The 17,289-nt window shown below is 66.3% G+C and carries 14 protein-coding genes and 1 other RNA gene; 3 read left to right on the top strand and 12 right to left on the bottom strand.

Annotated elements, in window-relative coordinates; all coding sequences use genetic code 11:
• Positions 1–33 precede the first annotated feature (33 nt).
• From murG to rsmH, 9 genes are all read right to left on the bottom strand, one after another.
• Positions 34–1,134 carry an undecaprenyldiphospho-muramoylpentapeptide beta-N-acetylglucosaminyltransferase gene (gene murG / locus BRSPCE3_RS29080; protein ID WP_244069769.1) on the bottom strand — a complete coding sequence of 367 codons (1,101 nt, stop codon included), beginning with the start codon at positions 1,132–1,134 and terminating at the stop codon, positions 34–36.
• 111 nt (positions 1,135–1,245) lie between these two features.
• Positions 1,246–2,397: a putative lipid II flippase FtsW gene (ftsW, locus tag BRSPCE3_RS29075; protein WP_229200586.1), complete on the bottom strand. Its 1,152-nt coding sequence runs from the start codon at positions 2,395–2,397 to the stop codon at positions 1,246–1,248.
• 363 nt (positions 2,398–2,760) lie between these two features.
• Positions 2,761–4,161, bottom strand: coding sequence for a UDP-N-acetylmuramoyl-L-alanine--D-glutamate ligase (gene murD / locus BRSPCE3_RS29070; protein ID WP_244069768.1), 1,401 nt, complete (start codon positions 4,159–4,161; stop codon positions 2,761–2,763).
• Positions 4,162–4,169: 8 nt separating this feature from the next.
• Positions 4,170–5,276: a phospho-N-acetylmuramoyl-pentapeptide-transferase gene (gene mraY, locus BRSPCE3_RS29065; RefSeq protein WP_028332550.1), complete on the bottom strand. Its 1,107-nt coding sequence runs from the start codon at positions 5,274–5,276 to the stop codon at positions 4,170–4,172.
• Positions 5,277–5,286: 10 nt separating this feature from the next.
• A complete protein-coding gene (locus BRSPCE3_RS29060; protein ID WP_244069767.1) occupies positions 5,287–6,720 on the bottom strand; it encodes a UDP-N-acetylmuramoylalanyl-D-glutamyl-2,6-diaminopimelate--D-alanyl-D-alanine ligase in 1,434 nt (477 codons plus the stop codon).
• A 10-nt stretch (positions 6,721–6,730) separates the two neighbouring features.
• Positions 6,731–8,233 carry a UDP-N-acetylmuramoyl-L-alanyl-D-glutamate--2,6-diaminopimelate ligase gene (locus BRSPCE3_RS29055; RefSeq protein ID WP_244069766.1) on the bottom strand — a complete coding sequence of 501 codons (1,503 nt, stop codon included), beginning with the start codon at positions 8,231–8,233 and terminating at the stop codon, positions 6,731–6,733.
• Positions 8,234–8,336: 103 nt separating this feature from the next.
• Positions 8,337–10,082, bottom strand: a complete 1,746-nt coding sequence (locus BRSPCE3_RS29050; RefSeq protein ID WP_244069854.1) for a penicillin-binding protein 2 — start codon at positions 10,080–10,082, stop codon at positions 8,337–8,339.
• Between the two features lie 11 nt (positions 10,083–10,093).
• On the bottom strand, positions 10,094–10,543 hold the full coding sequence (locus BRSPCE3_RS29045; RefSeq protein ID WP_244069765.1) for a hypothetical protein: 450 nt from the start codon (positions 10,541–10,543) through the stop codon (positions 10,094–10,096).
• A 2-nt stretch (positions 10,544–10,545) separates the two neighbouring features.
• The gene (rsmH, locus tag BRSPCE3_RS29040) at positions 10,546–11,541 is read right to left on the bottom strand and encodes a 16S rRNA (cytosine(1402)-N(4))-methyltransferase RsmH (protein WP_244069764.1); all 996 of its coding nucleotides are present in this window, start codon (positions 11,539–11,541) and stop codon (positions 10,546–10,548) included.
• Positions 11,542–12,035: 494 nt separating this feature from the next.
• On the opposite strand from rsmH, the gene BRSPCE3_RS29035 reads away from it, so the two are divergent.
• Positions 12,036–12,908 carry an N-acetylmuramoyl-L-alanine amidase gene (locus BRSPCE3_RS29035; protein WP_244069763.1) on the top strand — a complete coding sequence of 291 codons (873 nt, stop codon included), beginning with the start codon at positions 12,036–12,038 and terminating at the stop codon, positions 12,906–12,908.
• 239 nt (positions 12,909–13,147) lie between these two features.
• A complete protein-coding gene (locus BRSPCE3_RS29030) occupies positions 13,148–13,363 on the top strand; it encodes a hypothetical protein (RefSeq protein ID WP_244069762.1) in 216 nt (71 codons plus the stop codon).
• A gap of 64 nt (positions 13,364–13,427) precedes the next feature.
• Here the strand turns inward: BRSPCE3_RS29030 and BRSPCE3_RS29025 are convergent, their stop codons facing one another.
• Positions 13,428–14,663, bottom strand: coding sequence for an RNA polymerase sigma factor (locus BRSPCE3_RS29025; RefSeq protein WP_244069853.1), 1,236 nt, complete (start codon positions 14,661–14,663; stop codon positions 13,428–13,430).
• A 69-nt stretch (positions 14,664–14,732) separates the two neighbouring features.
• Positions 14,733–15,092 (bottom strand): YciI family protein, encoded by a 360-nt coding sequence (locus BRSPCE3_RS29020; protein WP_244069761.1) that lies wholly within the window; start codon positions 15,090–15,092, stop codon positions 14,733–14,735.
• A 149-nt stretch (positions 15,093–15,241) separates the two neighbouring features.
• On the opposite strand from BRSPCE3_RS29020, the gene rnpB reads away from it, so the two are divergent.
• Positions 15,242–15,666: RNase P RNA component class A (gene rnpB, locus BRSPCE3_RS29015), an RNA gene on the top strand.
• A gap of 169 nt (positions 15,667–15,835) precedes the next feature.
• Here the strand turns inward: rnpB and BRSPCE3_RS29010 are convergent.
• Positions 15,836–17,287: a GntP family permease gene (locus BRSPCE3_RS29010; RefSeq protein WP_244069760.1), complete on the bottom strand. Its 1,452-nt coding sequence runs from the start codon at positions 17,285–17,287 to the stop codon at positions 15,836–15,838.
• Between the last annotated feature and the right edge of the window lie 2 nt (positions 17,288–17,289).

Here is a 17,289-nt window from a genome sequence, read left to right as displayed (position 1 = left end):
AAGTCTCCCCCGGCGTCCTGCCGGATTGGCGCGTCAAATCCCGGCCACTTTCGTCACCAGATCGGCCAGCCGCTCGGCAGCATCGAGCCGGCCGACGCCGCGCGCGGCGTCCGCCATCGCGGTCAATTTCGCGGGCTCGGCGGCGAAGGCCGAGATTTCGGCGGCGAGCCGCTCCGGCGTGAAGTCGCTCTGCGCGATGCGCGACGCGCCGTTCGCCTGCGACAGCACGCCGGCATTGGCGAACTGGTCCTGATCGATCGCGCCCGGCAGCGGCACCAGGATCGAGGGCCGGCCGATCGCAGCAAGCTCGGCGACGGTGCCGGCGCCGGAGCGCGAGATCACGAGCTGGCTCGACGCCAGGCGCGCCGGCAGGTCGGCGAAGAATGGCGCGAGCTCGGCATTGATCTTGAGCCGGTCGTAGACCCCGCGCACCCGGTTCATGTCCTCTTCGCGCACCTGCTGGGTAATGATCAGGCGGCTCCACAGCGCCGGCGCAAGCTGTTCGATCGCCGGCGGCACGATGTCGCTCATTACCCGCGCGCCCTGACTGCCGCCGACGACCAGCAGGCGCAGCGGACCGTCCACCTCGGGCGGCGTGTATTTCACGGCTGCGGCGGCAAGGATCGCAGGCCGCATCGGCGTGCCGACGGTGGTCGCCTTGCCGGCAAGCGCCGGGTCGCGATCGAGCACGCCGGGCAGCGAGGTCGCGATCGCGTTGACGCGGCCGGAGAGGAAACGGTTGGCACGGCCAAGCACCGCGTTGGCATCGTGGATGATGCCGGGAACACCGAGCATCCGCGCTGCCATCAGCGGCGGCAAGGTCGGGTAGCCGCCGAAGCCGACCACGGCGGCAGGTTTCAATCGGCGCACCAGCTTGGCGGCGACCAGGGTGCCGTAACCGAGCATCAGCGCGGTCTGCGCCAGCGAGATCGGATTGCGGCTGCGTACGGTCGCGCTCGGCACCAGGTCGATGCTCTCCCGACTGAACAGGCCGGAATAGCGCAGCGCGCGGCCGTCGGTCGCGAGCCGGACCTGCAGGCCGCGCCGGATCAACTCCACGGCGAGCGCTTCGGCCGGGAACAGATGGCCGCCAGTGCCACCGGCCGCCAGCAGAATCAAGGGCGCGTTGTCCATGACCGCCTTTTACTCCGTCATTGCGAGCGAAGCGAAGCAATCCATCGGCCCGCACAACGGACGGATGGATTGCTTCGTCGCTTCGCTCCTCGCAATGACGACAAGGATCACCTACGCGTAGGCGCGCTGAGCGCTGGCGCCTTCCATCGATTCGATCTCGGTGCGCGGCCGCTGCCGCGTCAGCGCGAGCATCATGCCGACGCCATAGGCGAGCGAGACGAAGGACGAGCCGCCATAGGAGATGAACGGCAGCGTCATGCCCTTGGCCGGGATCAGTTGCAGATTGACCGCCATGTTGATGGTGGCCTGCACGCCGAACAGGATCGCAAGCCCCGACGCCGCGAAGCGCGAGAACATGTCCTCGGTGGCATAGGCGCGCGTCAGCGTCCGGATCACGATGAAGCCGAACAGCGCGACCAGCATCAGGCAGAGGATGATGCCGAACTCTTCGGCCGCGACCGCGAACACGAAGTCGGTGTGGCTGTCCGGCAGGCTGCGTTTTGCAATTCCCTCACCGGGTCCGAGCCCGAACCAGCCGCCGTTCCAGAACGCTTCCATTGCGGTGTCGACCTGGAAGGTGTCGCCGGAGGCCGGATTCATGAAGCGCTTGATGCGGCCGGCGACGTGCGGCACCAGCAGATAGGCGCCGAACAGGCCCGCACCGGCGGCGCCGGCGAGCCCGAACACCCAGATCATCCGCATGCCGGCGATGAAGAACAGCGCGCCCCACACCGTGAGGATCAGCATGGTCTGGCCGAAGTCGGGCTCCATCACCAGCAACGTGACCAGCGTCATCAGGAGCACCAGCGCCATCGAGGTCGCCGGCATCTCCGGCCGCTTGGTGGATTCCGCGAACAGCCAGGCCGCGACGATCACGAAGGCGGGCTTAGCGGCCTCAGAGGCCTGGATGTTGACGCCGAGCAACGTGATCCAGCGCCGCGAGCCCTTGACCTCGGGCCCGATCAGCAGGGTGAGCACGATCAGCACGATCGACACCGCGAACACGATCAGCGCGGTGCGCCGGATCTGCCGCGGCGTCATGAACGACACGCCGATCAGCACGATCAGCGACGGCACCAGGAACATGACGTGGCGGTTGAAGAAATGGAACGGATCGAGCCCGATCCGGGTCGCCACCGGCGGGCTCGCCGCCAGCGACAGGATGACGCCGGCCAGCATCAACGCGGCGATCGCGACAAGCAGCAGCTTGTCGACGGTCCACCACCAGTCCGAGAACGGGGTGCGTTGGTCACGGGCGAGCATGGGCGTCCCCAGATGGCAGAGGTAACGTCCATTCGTGGCGCAGGATGGTTTCCAAGGGGTTAACGGCTTGGGTAACTTTTGAGGGAGGCCGATTTGGCTCCCCTTGCACAGCTGTCGTCCCTGCGAAAGCAGGCATGTGAGGATGGTTCGCGATTCAAGACGTCAGTCATCACCCGCGAAAGCGGGTGATCCAGCATTCCAGAGAGGTCTGAGTTCAATCCGAAAGGCCGCGGCGTACTGGATCGCCCGGTCGAGCCGGGCGATGACAGGTGAAATCGGGAACCGAGCGAAGGCGTAATCCGCCGCTCGACGCGCGGCACCGAACGGCGGATTACGCGCACGCTAATCTGCCCTACGTGATCGTCACACCACCGGCTTCACACCGGGCAGCGCCTGGACGATGTCACGGAAGGCGGTGCCGCGGATCTCGAAATTGCGGTACTGATCGAACGACGCGCAGGCCGGCGACAGCAGCACGACGGCTTCGGCTAATCCCGACGCTTCGGCGTCGCGTGCGGCGCTGGCGATCGCGACGTCGAGCGTGCCGGACATCTCGTGCGCGACGCGGTCGCCGAGCGTGCCGGAGAATTCGGCCGCCGCCTCGCCGATCAGATAGGCCTTGCGGATGCGCGGGAAATATTCGGTGAGGCCGGTGATGCCGCCGGCCTTCGGCTTGCCGCCGGCGATCCAATAGATGTCGGCGAACGACGACAGCGCATGCGCGGCGGCATCCGCGTTGGTGCCCTTCGAGTCGTTGACGAACAGCACGTTGCCGCGGCGGCCGACCTGCTCCATGCGATGCGCGAGGCCGGGGAAGCTGCGCAGCGCGTTCTGCAACACGTTGGTCGCGATCCCCATCGCCAGCGCGCAGGCCGAGGCGCAGGCCGCGTTCTGCGCATTGTGCAGGCCGCGCAGCGAGCCGATGCCCCCGAGCCGCGCAATCTCGCTGCGCGCCGCGCCCGATGCACGCACAATGGTCTCGTGCTCCACATAAAGACCGTCAGGCAACGGGTTCTTCACCGAGATGCGGACCACGCGCTTGCCGGCGCGATCGAGCCGGTCGGCGATGTCGCGGCACCAGCCGTCGTCGACGCCGACGATCGACGTGCCGCCCTGCTGCACGCCAGCGACCAGCCGCTCCTTGACCGCAGCGTAATGCGCCAGCGTGCCGTGGCGATCGATGTGGTCCTCGCTGATATTGATCAGGATGCCGACCGAGGGATCGAGCGACGGCGCGAGGTCGATCTGGTAGGACGACATCTCGATGACATGGACGCGGCCCATCCGCGGCGACTCCAGCGACAGGATCGCGGTGCCGATATTGCCGCCCATCTGGGTATCGTAGCCGGCGACCTGCATCAGGTGCGCGATCAGCGCGGTCGTGGTCGACTTGCCGTTGGTGCCGGTGATGGCGACGAACGGCGCGTTCGGCGCGTGACGGCGCCGCTCGCGGCAGAACAGTTCGACGTCGCCGATCACCTCGACACCCGCCTCGCGCGCCTTCAGCACGCTCCAGTGCGGCGCCGGATGGGTCAGCGGCGCGCCGGGGGTCAGGATCAGCGCGGCGAAATTCGTCCACGACACCGTGCGCAGATCAGCGGAGGTGAAGCCGGCCTGCGCCGCCTTGGCGACGTTGTCGGCATTGTCGTCGGCCGCGATCACCTCGGCGCCACCGGCCTTCAGCGCCTGGCAGCTCGCGAGCCCGGAGCCGCCGAGCCCGAACACCGCGACCGTCTTGCCTGCGAAGGAGGTGACCGGGATCATGGTAACGCTCAGCGCAGCTTGAGGGTGGAGAGGCCGGCGAGCGCCAGCATCACCGAGATGATCCAGAACCGGATCACGATCTGCGGCTCGGTCCAGCCCTTCTGCTCGAAATGATGGTGCAGCGGCGCCATCCGGAACACGCGCTTGCCGGTGAGCTTGAACGAGGTGACCTGGACGATGACCGAAACCGCCTCCAGCACGAACAGGCCGCCGATCACGGCGAGCACGATCTCGTGCTTCACCGCGACCGCGGTGGCGCCCAGCATGCCGCCGAGCGCGAGCGAGCCGGTGTCGCCCATGAAGATCGAGGCCGGCGGCGCGTTGAACCAGAGGAAGCCGAGGCCTGCGCCCAACACCGCGCCGCACAGCACCGCCAGTTCGCCGGTGCCGGCGACGTAATTGATCTGCAAATAATCCGAGAACACCGCGTTGCCGGTGAGATAGGAGATCATGCCGAAGCTCGCGGCCGCAATCATGACCGGCACGATCGCAAGACCATCGAGGCCGTCGGTGAGGTTCACCGCATTGCCTGCGCCGACCATCACGAAGGCGCCGAAGATCACGAAGAACCAGCCGAAATTGATCACGAGGTCCTTGAAGAACGGAATCACGAGCGAGGTCGAGGACACGTCGCGCCCGAGCCGGACCAGCGCATAGGTGGCGGCGAGCCCGATCACCGCCTCGATCAGGAGACGCAGCTTGCCGGCAAACCCGCTATGTGACTGCTTTGTGACCTTCAGATAATCGTCATAGAAGCCGACGAAGCCGAAGCCGAGCGTCACCGCCAGCACGATCCAGACATAGGGATTGAGCGGGTTGGCCCACAGCAGCGTCGACACCACGAGCCCGGATAGAATCATCAGCCCGCCCATGGTGGGCGTGCCCTTCTTGGAGATCAGATGCGACTGCGGACCATCGGTGCGGATCGGCTGGCCCTTGCCCTGCCGCAGCCGCAGATGATCGATGATCCAGGGCCCGAACAGGAAGACGAACAGCGCGCCGGTCACCATCGCGCCGCCGGTGCGGAACGTGATGTAGCGAAACACGTTTAGTGCGCTGCGGAATGCCCCAAACCCCGGAACGGTGTTGGACAGTTCGATTAACCAGTAGAACATTCAAGGAGTCCTATACCGCTTCTTCGTGCGCGGCCTTGTCGGGGAAGCGTTTTTCCAGCGCGCTGACAATGAGCTTCATCTTCGATCCCAGCGAGCCCTTCACCATGATGACGTCACCGGCACGGACCGCGGCGACCGCCTGCGCTTCGAGCGCCGCCGAACTCTCGGCATAGCCTCCCCGCTTGCCGGTGGAAAGGGCATCCCACAGATTCCGCATCAGCGGACCACAACAATATACGAGGTCGATGCGGTTGGCGGTCACGGCCTCGTTGAGGCCGCGGTGCAGGTCGGGTCCGGTCGGCCCGAGCTCGAGCATGTCACCGAGCACGGCGATGCGGCGGCCGTGCGGTCCGGTCTGTGCCTGGCCGAGCACGTTGAGGGCTGCGCCCATCGAGGCCGGGTTGGCGTTGTAGCTCTCGTCGATCAGCGTCGCCTCGCCATGGCCGACCTCGAGCGTGCGCCGAAGGCCGCGGCCGGTCGGTGCCTCGAGCTGCGACAGCGACAGCGCCGCGCGCGCGATATCGGCGCCGAGCAGCGACGCGCCGGCGAGCACCGCGAGCGAGTTCATCGCCATGTGGCGGCCCGGCATGCCGATCTTGTAGGTGATATCGTGGTCCAGAATATCGGCGTGCACCGCCGAGCAGGTCGCGTGCAGCGAGAGGTCGAGCAGCCGCGCCTCGGCGCGCTTGTCGGTGCCGAACGAGACGATGCGCGAGATGCCGGCCTTCTTCGCCTGTTTCTCTAGCCGCGCGAATTGTCCGTTGTCTCGGTTGAGAATCACCGCCCCATTGGGCTCCAGCCCTGCGAAAATCTCCGCCTTGGCATCCGCGATCGCCTCGAGGCCCGCGAAGAATTCCAGATGCACCGGCTCGATGGTGGTGATGATCGCGACGTGCGGCCGCACCATCTTGACCAGCGGCGTGATCTCGCCGGCGTGGTTCATGCCGATCTCGAACACCGCAAAGCGCGTGCTCGCCGGACAGCGCGCCAGCGACAGCGGCACGCCCCAGTGATTGTTGAACGAGGCGACCGAGGCATGGGTCTCGCCCTGCGCCGACAGCACGCGGCGCAGCGCCTCTTTCGTCGAGGTCTTGCCGACCGAGCCGGTCACCGCGATGATCTGCGCGTTGAGCCGCGCGCGCGAGGCATGCGCAAGCTCGACGAGGCCGGCGAGCACGTCATCGACCACCAGCAGCGGCGCATCGGCGGGAAATTTTTCGCGTTGCGCGGCCTCGACCACCGCAAGCGCGGCGCCGGCCTTCAGCGCCGCCTCGACGAAGGCATGGCCGTCATGGACGTCGCCCTTGATCGCGAAATACGCATCGCCTTTCGCGATGGTGCGGCTGTCGATCGAAAGGCCGGTGATGCCTTCGGGCAGCGCGCCTTGCGTGGCGGCGCGCATCGCTTGCACCATCGCATCCGAGGTCCACAACATCGTGCTCATGCGCCCTCCTCTAGCTTTTTGTTGGAGCATGATCTTCTCGGAAAACCGCTGCACACTTTTCCGGATCATGCCCTAGCGCATTCGCGACCGCCTCATGATCGCTGAACGGCAGCGTCGTGCTGCCGACGATCTGTCCGACCTCGTGGCCCTTGCCGGCCACGACCAGCGCGTCGCCCGGCTCGAGACCGGCGATCCCGGCGCGGATCGCGGCGGCGCGGTCGCCGATCTCGCGCGCGCCCGTGGCCGTTGCCATGATCGCGGCGCGGATCGCCTCCGGCTTCTCGCTGCGCGGATTGTCGTCGGTGACAATGATGTGATCGGCATTCTCGGCAGCAATCGCGCCCATGATCGGACGCTTGCCGGCGTCGCGGTCGCCGCCGGCGCCGAAGATCACGACCAGCCTGCGCTTGGCATACGGCCGCAGCGCCTGCAGCGCCTTGGCGAGCGCATCGGGTTTGTGCGCGTAGTCGACAAAGATCGGCGCGCCATTGTGCTCGCCGACGAATTCAAGCCGGCCCTTCGCGCCTTCGAGATGCTCGAGCGTGCCGAACACGTCATCGGCGGCGCTGCCGGTGCCGATCGCAAGCCCCGCCGCGACCAGCGCGTTCTCGATCTGGAATTCGCCAACCAGCGGCAGCCGGATCGCGTGCTTGCGGCCGTGGTGCTCGATCACAAGCTTCTGGGCAAAGCCTTCGATCGCAGCGTCCGTGAGCTTGATGCCCTCCGCGGCGTCGGCATTGCGGCCGACCGTGATGATGCGCAGGCTGCGCGCCCGCGCTGCATCGATCACCTCTCGCGAGCAGTCATGATCGGCTGAGATCACGGCAGCGCCGCCATCGGCGACGAGATCGCGGAACAGACGGAGCTTTGCATTGAGGTAGTGCGCGACGTCGGGATGATAGTCCATGTGGTCGCGCGACAGGTTGGTGAAGCCGCCGGCCGCGATGCGCACGCCGTCGAGCCGATACTGGTCGAGGCCGTGCGAGGAGGCCTCGAACGCCAGATGCGTGACGCCGTCGCCGGCGATCTCGTCGAGCTGGCGATGCAGCGCAATCGGATCGGGCGTGGTCAGCGAGCCATAGACGGTGCGCTTGTCCGAGACCAGGCCGATGGTGCCGATGCTCGCGGAGGAGTGACCGAGCCGCTGCCAGATCTGGCGCGTGAAGGCGGCGACCGAGGTCTTGCCGCTGGTGCCGGTCACCGCCGCGATCGTGGCGGGCTGGCGCGGATAAAATCTGGCGGCAGCGAGCGCCAGCGCGCGGCGCGGATTGGGGGTGATGACGAACGGAACGCGGGCATGGCCTTGCGGCAGATGGTCGCTGGCGACCGCGACCGCACCCGCGGCGATCGCCGCATCGACGAAGCGCGCGCCATCGGTCCTGCTGCCGGCCAGCGCAAAGAACAGGTCGCCCGGCTTCACCGCACGGCTGTCGACCGCAAGCCCTCCGACGGCGACCGCGTCGGCACTTGGATCGATCGTGGCATCGGCGCTGAAGAGGTCGCGAAGTCTCATGATCTTCCAGTCTGGCCGGCGCCGTTCTGGCGCCATTGTCTGAGCATGATCTGGTCCGGAAAACCGCTACGCACTTTTCCGGATCATGCTGCGATTATACGCCTTACTGGGTTGTTCTGGATGCCGCAAGAATAAGGCGGTCGGACGGCGGCAGGTCGAATCGCGGCTCGACGCCCAAAAGCGGCGCAATTCGGGCGATCACGTTGCCGCCGGTCGGCACCGCATTCCAGCCCGAGGTGATGAACCCGTAGGTCTCCTTCAGCGGCTGCGGCTCGTCGAGCATGATCAGGAGCTGGTATTTCGGATTGTCGGCGGGCAGGATCGCGGTGAAGGCGTTCAGCACGCGCTTCTTGGCGTAGCGGCCGTTGATCACCTTCTCGGCGGTGCCGGTCTTGCCGCCGATATAGTAGCCCTTGACGTCGGCCTTCTTGGCGGTGCCGATCTCGGCGTTGAGCCGCATCAAATAGCGCATCTTGTCCGAGGTCTCGGGCTTGATGACGCGCTTGGCGAGCGCCATCGCCTCCTGCTCGGTGCGCTTCAGGAAGGTCGGCGGGATCAGGTAGCCGCCATTGACCAGCGCGTCGATGCCCATCACCGCCTGCAGCGGCGCCACCGCGATGCCGTGACCGAACGAGATGGTGACGGTGTTCAGCTCGCCCCACTTCTTCGGCACGATCGGCGAGGCGCTCTCCGGCAATTCGGTGCGCAGCCGCTCGAGCTGGCCCATCTTGCGCAGAAAGGCCTTGTGCGCGTCGACGCCCATCGCCAGCGCAATGCGCCCGGCGCCGATGTTGGAGGAATAGTAGAACACCTCCTTCATGTTGATCATGCGGCCCATGTTGTGATCGTCATGGATCGCGAACTTGCCATAGTGCAGCGGGCCGCGCGCATCCCACATCGAGTTGAGGTCGAACCGGCCGCTGTCCAGCGCCATCGCCAGCGTGAACGCCTTGAAGGTCGAGCCCATCTCGTAGACGCCGGTGGTCAGGCGGTTGATGCGGTCCGGATCGTGCGCCTCCTTCGGATTGTTCGGATCGAAATCCGGCAGCGACACCATCGCCACGATCTCGCCGGTGCGCACGTTCGACACCAGACCCGAGGCGGCCTTGGCCTTGAACTTCTCCTTCGCCTTGATCAGTTCGTCGCGCAGCGCGTGCTCGACGCGCAGGTCGACCGACAGCTCGACCGGCTTCTGCAGCCGGTCGGTGGCGAAGCCCGCGCGATGCAGATCGGCCAGACCGTTGTTGTCCAGCCACTTCTCCATGCCGGCGATGCCCTGGTTGTCGATGTTGACCAGGCCGATCAGATGGGCGACCTCGTTGCCGGTCGGATAGACGCGCTTGTTCTCGCGCAGGAAGCCGACGCCTGGAAGGCCGAGGCGGTGGATGTCGTTCTGCTGCTTCGGCGTGATCTCGCGCTTCAGCCAGACGAAGCCCTTGCGCGACGACAGACGGTCCCGCACCTCGCTGGTGTCGAGATCGGGCAACGCCGCGGTCAGGAGCTCGATCGCCTCGTCCTTGTCGATCAGGCGGCGCGGCTCGGCGAACAGGCTCGGCGCCTTGACGTCGGTGGCGAGAATTTCGCCGTTGCGGTCGGTGATGTCGGGCCTGGCGGTTGCGATCGCGTCCTGCGATGCGGTGCGCCGCGCACCATGGCTGTCGGCGCCGACGGCGAACAGCACCAGCCGACCGGCCAGCACGCAATAGACGGCGGCGAAAGCCAGGATGGCGAGCCCGACGCGGGCGCGCGCCTTGGCGGCACGGTCGACATTTTTGCCATACAGCAGCGTGCGGATCAGCCGCGCGCGCCACGGCTCGGCGGGTTTGTTGGCGGGTGCCGGATCGGTCATGGCAGGTCCCGTCATTGCTGATCTCCCCCGCCCTGCTCGGACTCTTCGGGCGCGGGCTGGTCGGCGGCCGGCTGGTCGGTCGCCGCCTTGTCAATCGATCCGGTGGTGCTGTCGGGCGCGGCGGCGGCCTCGATGGTGTCGATCATCGCGCCGATCGGATCGCGCGAACCGGGCCGCGTGAAGCTCGGCGGCCGCTCCGGCAGGTTCCTCAGGGAATCGTACTGGTTGGCGTTGATCGGCTTCAGCGGCAGATGGCGTTCGGCAAGGCCCTGCAGCCGCAGCGGCGCATCGAGCTTGGCCCATTGCGCGCGCAACGAGGCGATCGCGTTGCGCTGCTCGCGGATCTCCGCGTTGAGCTGCAACACGCGTTCGACCCGCGCGGTCGATTCCATCTTGATGCGGTAGACATACGACGCCGCGAAGATCAGCATGCCGATGACGAGGAGGTGGAGAAGCCGCATCGTCAGCCTCCCCGCTTCAGGTCGGCGAGATGCGGCCAGGACGGCAGGTCATCGTCCGCATGCGCGGGCGCCGCAGTGCGTTCGGCCGCGCGGAGTTTTGCGGAACGCGCGCGGGGATTGGCGGCAATCTCGGCTTCGCCTGGTGTCACCGGACGCTTGGTCAGGATCTGAAAGCTCGGTGCGGTCTGCGCCACTTCGGGCAGATGCCGCGAGCCGCCGGCGACCTTGCCGCGCTCCGCGAGGAAATTCTTGACGATGCGGTCTTCCAGCGAATGGAACGAGACCACGGCGAGCCGGCCGCCCGGCTTCAGCACGCGCTCGGCCGCAGCGAGCGCGCGATGCAGCTCGTCGAGCTCTTCATTGACGAAGATGCGCAGCGCCTGAAAGGTCCGTGTCGCCGGATGGATCTCGTTCGGCTTGGCGCGCACGACCTTCGCGACAATGTCGGCAAGCGCCTCGGTCGTCGTGATCGGCGCGTCCTTGCGCGCGGCGACGATGGCGCGCGCGACGCCGCGCGAATGGCGCTCCTCGCCGAAGATATAGATGATGTCGGCGAGCTGCTTCTCGGAGGCGGTCGCGACCACGTCGGCCGCGGTCACCCCGCTTTGCGCCATCCGCATGTCGAGCGGACCACCGAGGCGGAACGAGAAGCCGCGCTCGGCCCGGTCGAGCTGCATCGAGGAGACGCCGACATCCATCACGACGCCGTCGACCTGATCCACCCCCTGCGAGGCGCAGACCTCGGCGAGATTGGAGAAGCGGTCCTCGACCAGCGTCAGCCGGCCGCCGGCGCCGTCGACCAGGTCGAAGCCGCCTGATATCGCGGTGCGGTCGCGATCGATGCCGACGACACGCGTATCGGCGACGTCGAGGATCATCCGGCTGTAGCCGCCGGCGCCAAAGGTCGCGTCGACATAGATGCCGCCGGCGCGCGGAGCGAGATAGGCGACCGCCTCGCGGCCCAGCACTGAAATGTGACGCGGCGCACGCTCGCTCATGCGCGGTCCCCCATTGGGGCCGCGTAACTGGCATGCAAGCTGATTGCGCGCCGGCTCATTGCGTCTCGAATCCTCGCGCCCTGTCCGAGCATTCCGTTGAAGAAATCGCCGCGCAACCCCAGCGCCAACTCCCGTCCTCGGCCGCAAAACCTGATATCCGACCGGAATTGGGAGGGTTTCCATGGGATTTCGCGCAAACAGCGGGGCTCAGCGTCCTTGGGCCGTCCCCCGAAACCGGTTCGGCACTTCACCTCTCAGTAACGGCACTTAACGTTAAGAAAACGTTGATGATCGGTTGGCGGAATCGCGCGACTTTGATCCGCATTCGAGTGATACCCTCGGCGCTCGCGCCGGACATCTTGCGCGGCGCATCATGCGCAGCCTGGAACCGGCAGGGCCGATTGCGCGGCCCACACGGTAAAGGAATAGTAAACGCCTATTTGTTTATCCATATGTCAAAATGCTTTCTCACGGTTCGGGTTTGAGTGATTCGTATGGCTTCTGGTTCGTCCTCGTCTGGCAATGCTGATTCGAAGCGTCAGCGCGTCCTTCCCGTTCCGAAGGGCGTGGCCGACGTGAGGACGTTCACGCCCGACTCCTCGATCGCCTCCGACGTGATCCCGTCGGTCAATTTCGGCGATCGCGCCAATGGCCGACAGCCCGACATGATCGTGCTGCACTATACCGGCATGCCCGATGTCGAGGGCGCGATCGCGCAGCTCTGCACCGCCGGCACCGAGGTCTCGGCGCACTACATCGTGCTCGAGGACGGCCGCATCGTGCAATGCGTGCCGGAGAGCAAGCGCGCCTGGCACGCCGGCGTCGCCGCCTGGGCCGGCGAGGACGACATCAACTCCTGCTCGATCGGCGTCGAGATCGTCAATCGCGGCCACGATTGGGGCTATCCCGACTTCCCGCTGCGCCAGATCGCTGCCGTCATCGCGCTGTGCCGCGGCATCATGCTTCGCCGCAAGGTGGTCTCGCACCGCGTGCTCGGCCATTCCGACGTGGCGCCGGGGCGCAAGAAGGATCCGGGCGAGAAATTCCCGTGGCACTCGCTGGCCAATTCCGGTGTCGGGCACTGGGTGCAGCCGGCGCCGATCGTGCGCGGCGACGCGCTGCAGCTCGGCGCGATCAGCGATGCCGTCTCCAACATGCAGGCCGCATTCCAGCGCTACGGCTACAACATCCCGACCAACGGCAAGTTCGACGGCCCGACCATGGAGGTCGTCACCGCCTTCCAGCGCCACTTCCGCCCCGAGCGCGTCGACGGGATCGCCGACCGCTCCACCATGGCGACGCTGTACGCGCTGCTCGAGAGCCTGCCGCCGGATGCGGCGGCGCAGGCCGCAGCGAAGCCGAAGTAAAAGCTCCGTCCACTGTCATTGCGAGCGAAGCGAAGCAATCCATACTTCCTCTCGGGAGGAATGGATTGCTTCGTCGCTCCAGCGCAAGATTGCTTTGCAATTTTGTCGCGAGCTCCTCGCAATGACGCGGAGAGGCAAGCTCGCGCAAAAACATTTCCCGCCAAATGCGGGCGCGCAAATTGGAACTTTTCACCACGTGCCGTCTTCTTCGTTGGGGCGCTCTGAGTGGAGATTCGTCCATGTTCAAAGCACTCATCGCAGGAGCTGTCGCCGTTGGCCTGATCGCCGCTCCGGCAGCCGCCATGACGACCCAAGGCAAATCCACTTCGGCCATGCACAAGACCCACAAGGTCCATCATGCGCAGAAGAAGATGGCGCCCGGCACTACGACCGGCATGTCATCTGGAACGACGACCGGGCAATCGACCGGCGCCAAGACAAAGACGGGTTACTGAACACAGTCCACGTGCGGCACCTGGTGTAAGAGGTCCGCCGCGAGCCACGCGCGAGATGGAGGTGTCACCCCATCTCCGCGATGCGGCGTGCGTAGAGCCGCCGCAGCGGCTCGAGTTGCGTCGCGGCAGTGGCCGCGAGATAGGCCTGCCGCGCCTCGTCCGTGCGGCCGAGGCGGCGCAATAGATCCGCGCGCACCGCGGGGAGCTGGTCGTAGCCCTTCAGGCTGCCGCGGGCGTCCAGCGCGTCGATCAGATCGAGCGCGCGCGCCGGGCCGTCGACCATCGACACCGCGGCCGCGTGATTGAGCTCGATCACCGGCGACGGGCTGATGCGCAGCAACACCTCATAGAGACCGGCGATCTGCGGCCAGTCGGTATCCCGATAGCTCGGTGCACGCGCATGCAGCGCGGCGATCGCGGCCTGCACCGCGTAGGATTGCGGCCGGCCCGGCATCCGCAGCGCCTCCTCGACCAGCCTCACGCCTTCGGCGATCTGCTGGAAATCCCACAACGAACGGTTCTGTTCCTCGAGCAGCACGATGTCGCCGCCGGCGGTCTGGCGGCCGGCGCGGCGCGCATCGTGCAGCAGCATCAGCGCCAGCAGGCCCTTGATCTCGCCGCGCGCCGGAATCAGCGCATCGAGCAGCCGCGCCAGCCGGATCGCCTCGCGCGCGAGATCGGGCCGCATCAAATCCTCGCCCGCGGTCGCCGCATAGCCTTCGGTGAACACGAGATAGATCACCGCGAGCACACCTGACAGCCGCGGCTCCAGCGCCTCGCGTTCCGGCACCTGATAGGGAATGCCGGCGAGCTTGATCTTCTGCTTGGCGCGCAACAGGCGCTGCGCCATCGCGTCCTCGCTCACCAGGAATGCACGGGCGACCTCGACCGTCGTCAGCCCGCACACCGTGCGCAAGGTCAGCGCGACCTGGACCTCGGCGGCGAAGGCCGGATGGCAGCAGGTGAAGATCAGCCTCAACATATCGTCGTCGAGCGTCGCATCGGCGGGCTCGGGCGAGCCCTCCGCATCCAACAACAATTGATGCGTCAGCTCCTGCTGCTTGCCGCGAAAGGCGACGGCACGGCGGACGCGGTCGATCGCCTTGTTGCGGCCGACATTGACCAGCCAGGCGCGCGGATTGGCGGGGAATTCGCCGATCGGCCAGCGCGCGAGCGCCACTGCAAAGGCATCCTGCAGCGCATCCTCGGCCAGATCGAAATCGCCGACGAGCCGGATCAGCGTGGCGAGCGCCCGGCCCGCCTCGTCGCGAAACACTTTTTCGATCTGGCTCGGGGTCATGGCCATCCGTCGTTGCTCAACGGCCGCGCCAGACGACGCGGCCGCTGCATTGATGATGCGACAACGGCGTCATCGCGGGTTGTCGTAGATCATCACCGGCCTGACCTCGATCGAACCGTCCCTGGCACCGGGAATCCGCGCCGCGAGGCCGAGCGCGGTGTCGAGGTCCTTGGCCTCGACCAGATAATAGCCGCCGAGCTGTTCGCGGGTTTCCGCGAACGGCCCATCGGTCGTCAGCGTCTTGCCGTCACGAACCCGCACGGTGGTTGCGGTCGACACCGGCTGCAGCCCGTCACCGGCCTTGAAGTGGCCGCTCTGGATGATGGACTGGGTGTAGACGCCGTACTCCGCCGACAGGGCTTTGCGTTCGTCGGCGGTCATGTGGCCGTATTGCGCGTCGCTCCGGTAGATCAGCAGCAAATATTGCATCTCGTCTCTCCTCTTGATCGGCTGGATCGCCGACACCCAGTCGAACGGGCGACAGGCCAAACGACATCGCCAGGATAGATTATTTTTCGCCGCCCTGGCGGCCAGTTATCCGCTTGACGGATCGAGCGAAAACCCCCATGCGTAAGCCGTCAGTCGGCCGGACGGCCGCTCCCGCAAGTGTCGAAAGGCCGCGGGAGAGGAAAGTCCGGGCTCCATCGACATGCGGTGCCGGATAACGTCCGGCGGGGGCGACCCCAGGGAAAGTGCCACAGAGAACGAACCGCCCCGCTTCGCCCTTGGGCTTCGCGGGGTAAGGGTGAAAAGGTGCGGTAAGAGCGCACCGCGTTGCCGGCAACGGCGACGGCATGGCAAACCCCACCGGGAGCAAAACCGAATAGGGACGGCAACGCGGTTAGTTCGCGCATGCGCGATAACACCGCAGGGCGATGTCAGGCCCGCTGTCCGGGTAGGTTGCCCGAGGCAAGGTGCAAACCTTGTCCCAGAGGAATGGCCGTCGCGTACCATTCGCAAGAATGGTGCCCTACAGAACCCGGCTTACAGGCCGGCTGATACTCTAAAGCGTTTTCGAGCGAAGTGGATTTCCGGTTCGCGTAAAGAAAACGCGTCTTGAAGATGGTCCATGAAGGGCTCGGCGCAACACGCCGGGCCCTTCGCCACTTTCAGAGCAGCATCATTCTGGCTCCGCACGCCGGCGGCCGGGCGAGCCGCCCCATCCTGTTGCGTCAGAACGACCCGAATGCGGTGCCGATCGCAATCACCGCTGCGAGAGCAATGACAGAACTCGCAATGCCGACCATGACGATGTCGATATAGCTGTCGCGATGCTTGAGCCCACAGATCGCGAGCAGGCTCACGACCGCGCCGTTGTGAGGCAGAATGTCCAGTGTTCCCGAGCCGATCACCGCGACGCGATGCAGCAGGCCGGGGTCGATACCCGCCTCCGCCGCAAGATCCATATAGGTCCGTCCGAGCGCATCGAGCGCGATCGTCAAGCCGCCGGAAGCCGACCCCGTCAGCGCGGCGAGGATGTTCGTCGCGACGGCGAGCGACACCAGCGGACCGCCTTCAATTCGCAACACCCAGTCGCGCACCACGCCGAACGCGGGAAGCGAGGCAATCACGGCGCCGAATCCAACCAGGCTCGCGACGCTCAGCGCCGGCAGGACCGACGCGTTGGCACCGGCATCCATGGTTCGGCGCAGCGCGGGCAGCCGGGTCCAGTTGCAGAGGATGACCGTGACGATAGCTGCCGCCAGCGCCACCACGACCGACCAGACACCGGCCACGGCGGCCAGTGACGTATTTCCCCACCGCTGTTCGGCCAGGAACGAGAAATCAAGCCGGGGCAACACGACCAGCGACATCAGCAGATTGACTGCGACGACGACGATCAGGGGCAGCAAGGCGTTGAAGATCGGGACTGCGGCGGCGCTGTGATGTCCGTGGCGGATCTCCGCGGGGTCGAACTCTCGCGCCGTCGTCGCCCGCTCGCGCAACAGCTCGTCGTCGGCTACATTCTCCGAGACCGGCGGCTCATCGCCATAGCCCTCATTTGCGCGGCGCGCTGCCTTCTCTGCGCGGAGCAGCCACCACAGCCCGACGCCCAGCATGATGACCGATGCGACGACGCCGAGGCCCGGTGCGGCAAAGGGGGTCGTGCCGAAGAACGGCATCGGTATCGCGTTCTGTATCGACGGCGTGCCCGGCAGCGCCGACATGGTAAAGGTCGACGTTCCGAGAATAACCACCGCCGGCACCAGACGACGCGGAATCCCTGCCGTGCGAAACAGCGACTGCGCCATCGGAACGATGACGAAGAACGCGACGAACAGGCTGACACCGCCGTAGGTGACCAGCGCACCGGCGAGCACGACCGCGAGGATGACGCGGCGTTCGCCCAGACATCGGGAGATGAAGCCGGCGACCGCGCCGACCGCGCCGCTGTCATCCATCAGCTTCCCGAACACGGCGCCGAGCAGAAAAATCGGAAAGAACTGCGCGAGGAAATCCGACGCGCTCCCCATGAAGGTCTGCGTCCAGTTGGCAAGCAACGGCTCGCCGCCGAAGGCTGCGGCCACCAGCGCACAGAGCGGCGCGAGCAGCAGGACGCTCCAGCCGCGGAAAGCGAGACAGACCAGCAGTCCAAGCCCGACCAGAATGCCGAGTAGACCCATGG

This window comes from Bradyrhizobium sp. Ce-3, from assembly GCF_022835695.1.
Lineage (GTDB): Bacteria > Pseudomonadota > Alphaproteobacteria > Rhizobiales > Xanthobacteraceae > Bradyrhizobium.
This window is presented reverse-complemented; position numbering and strand designations above follow the sequence as displayed.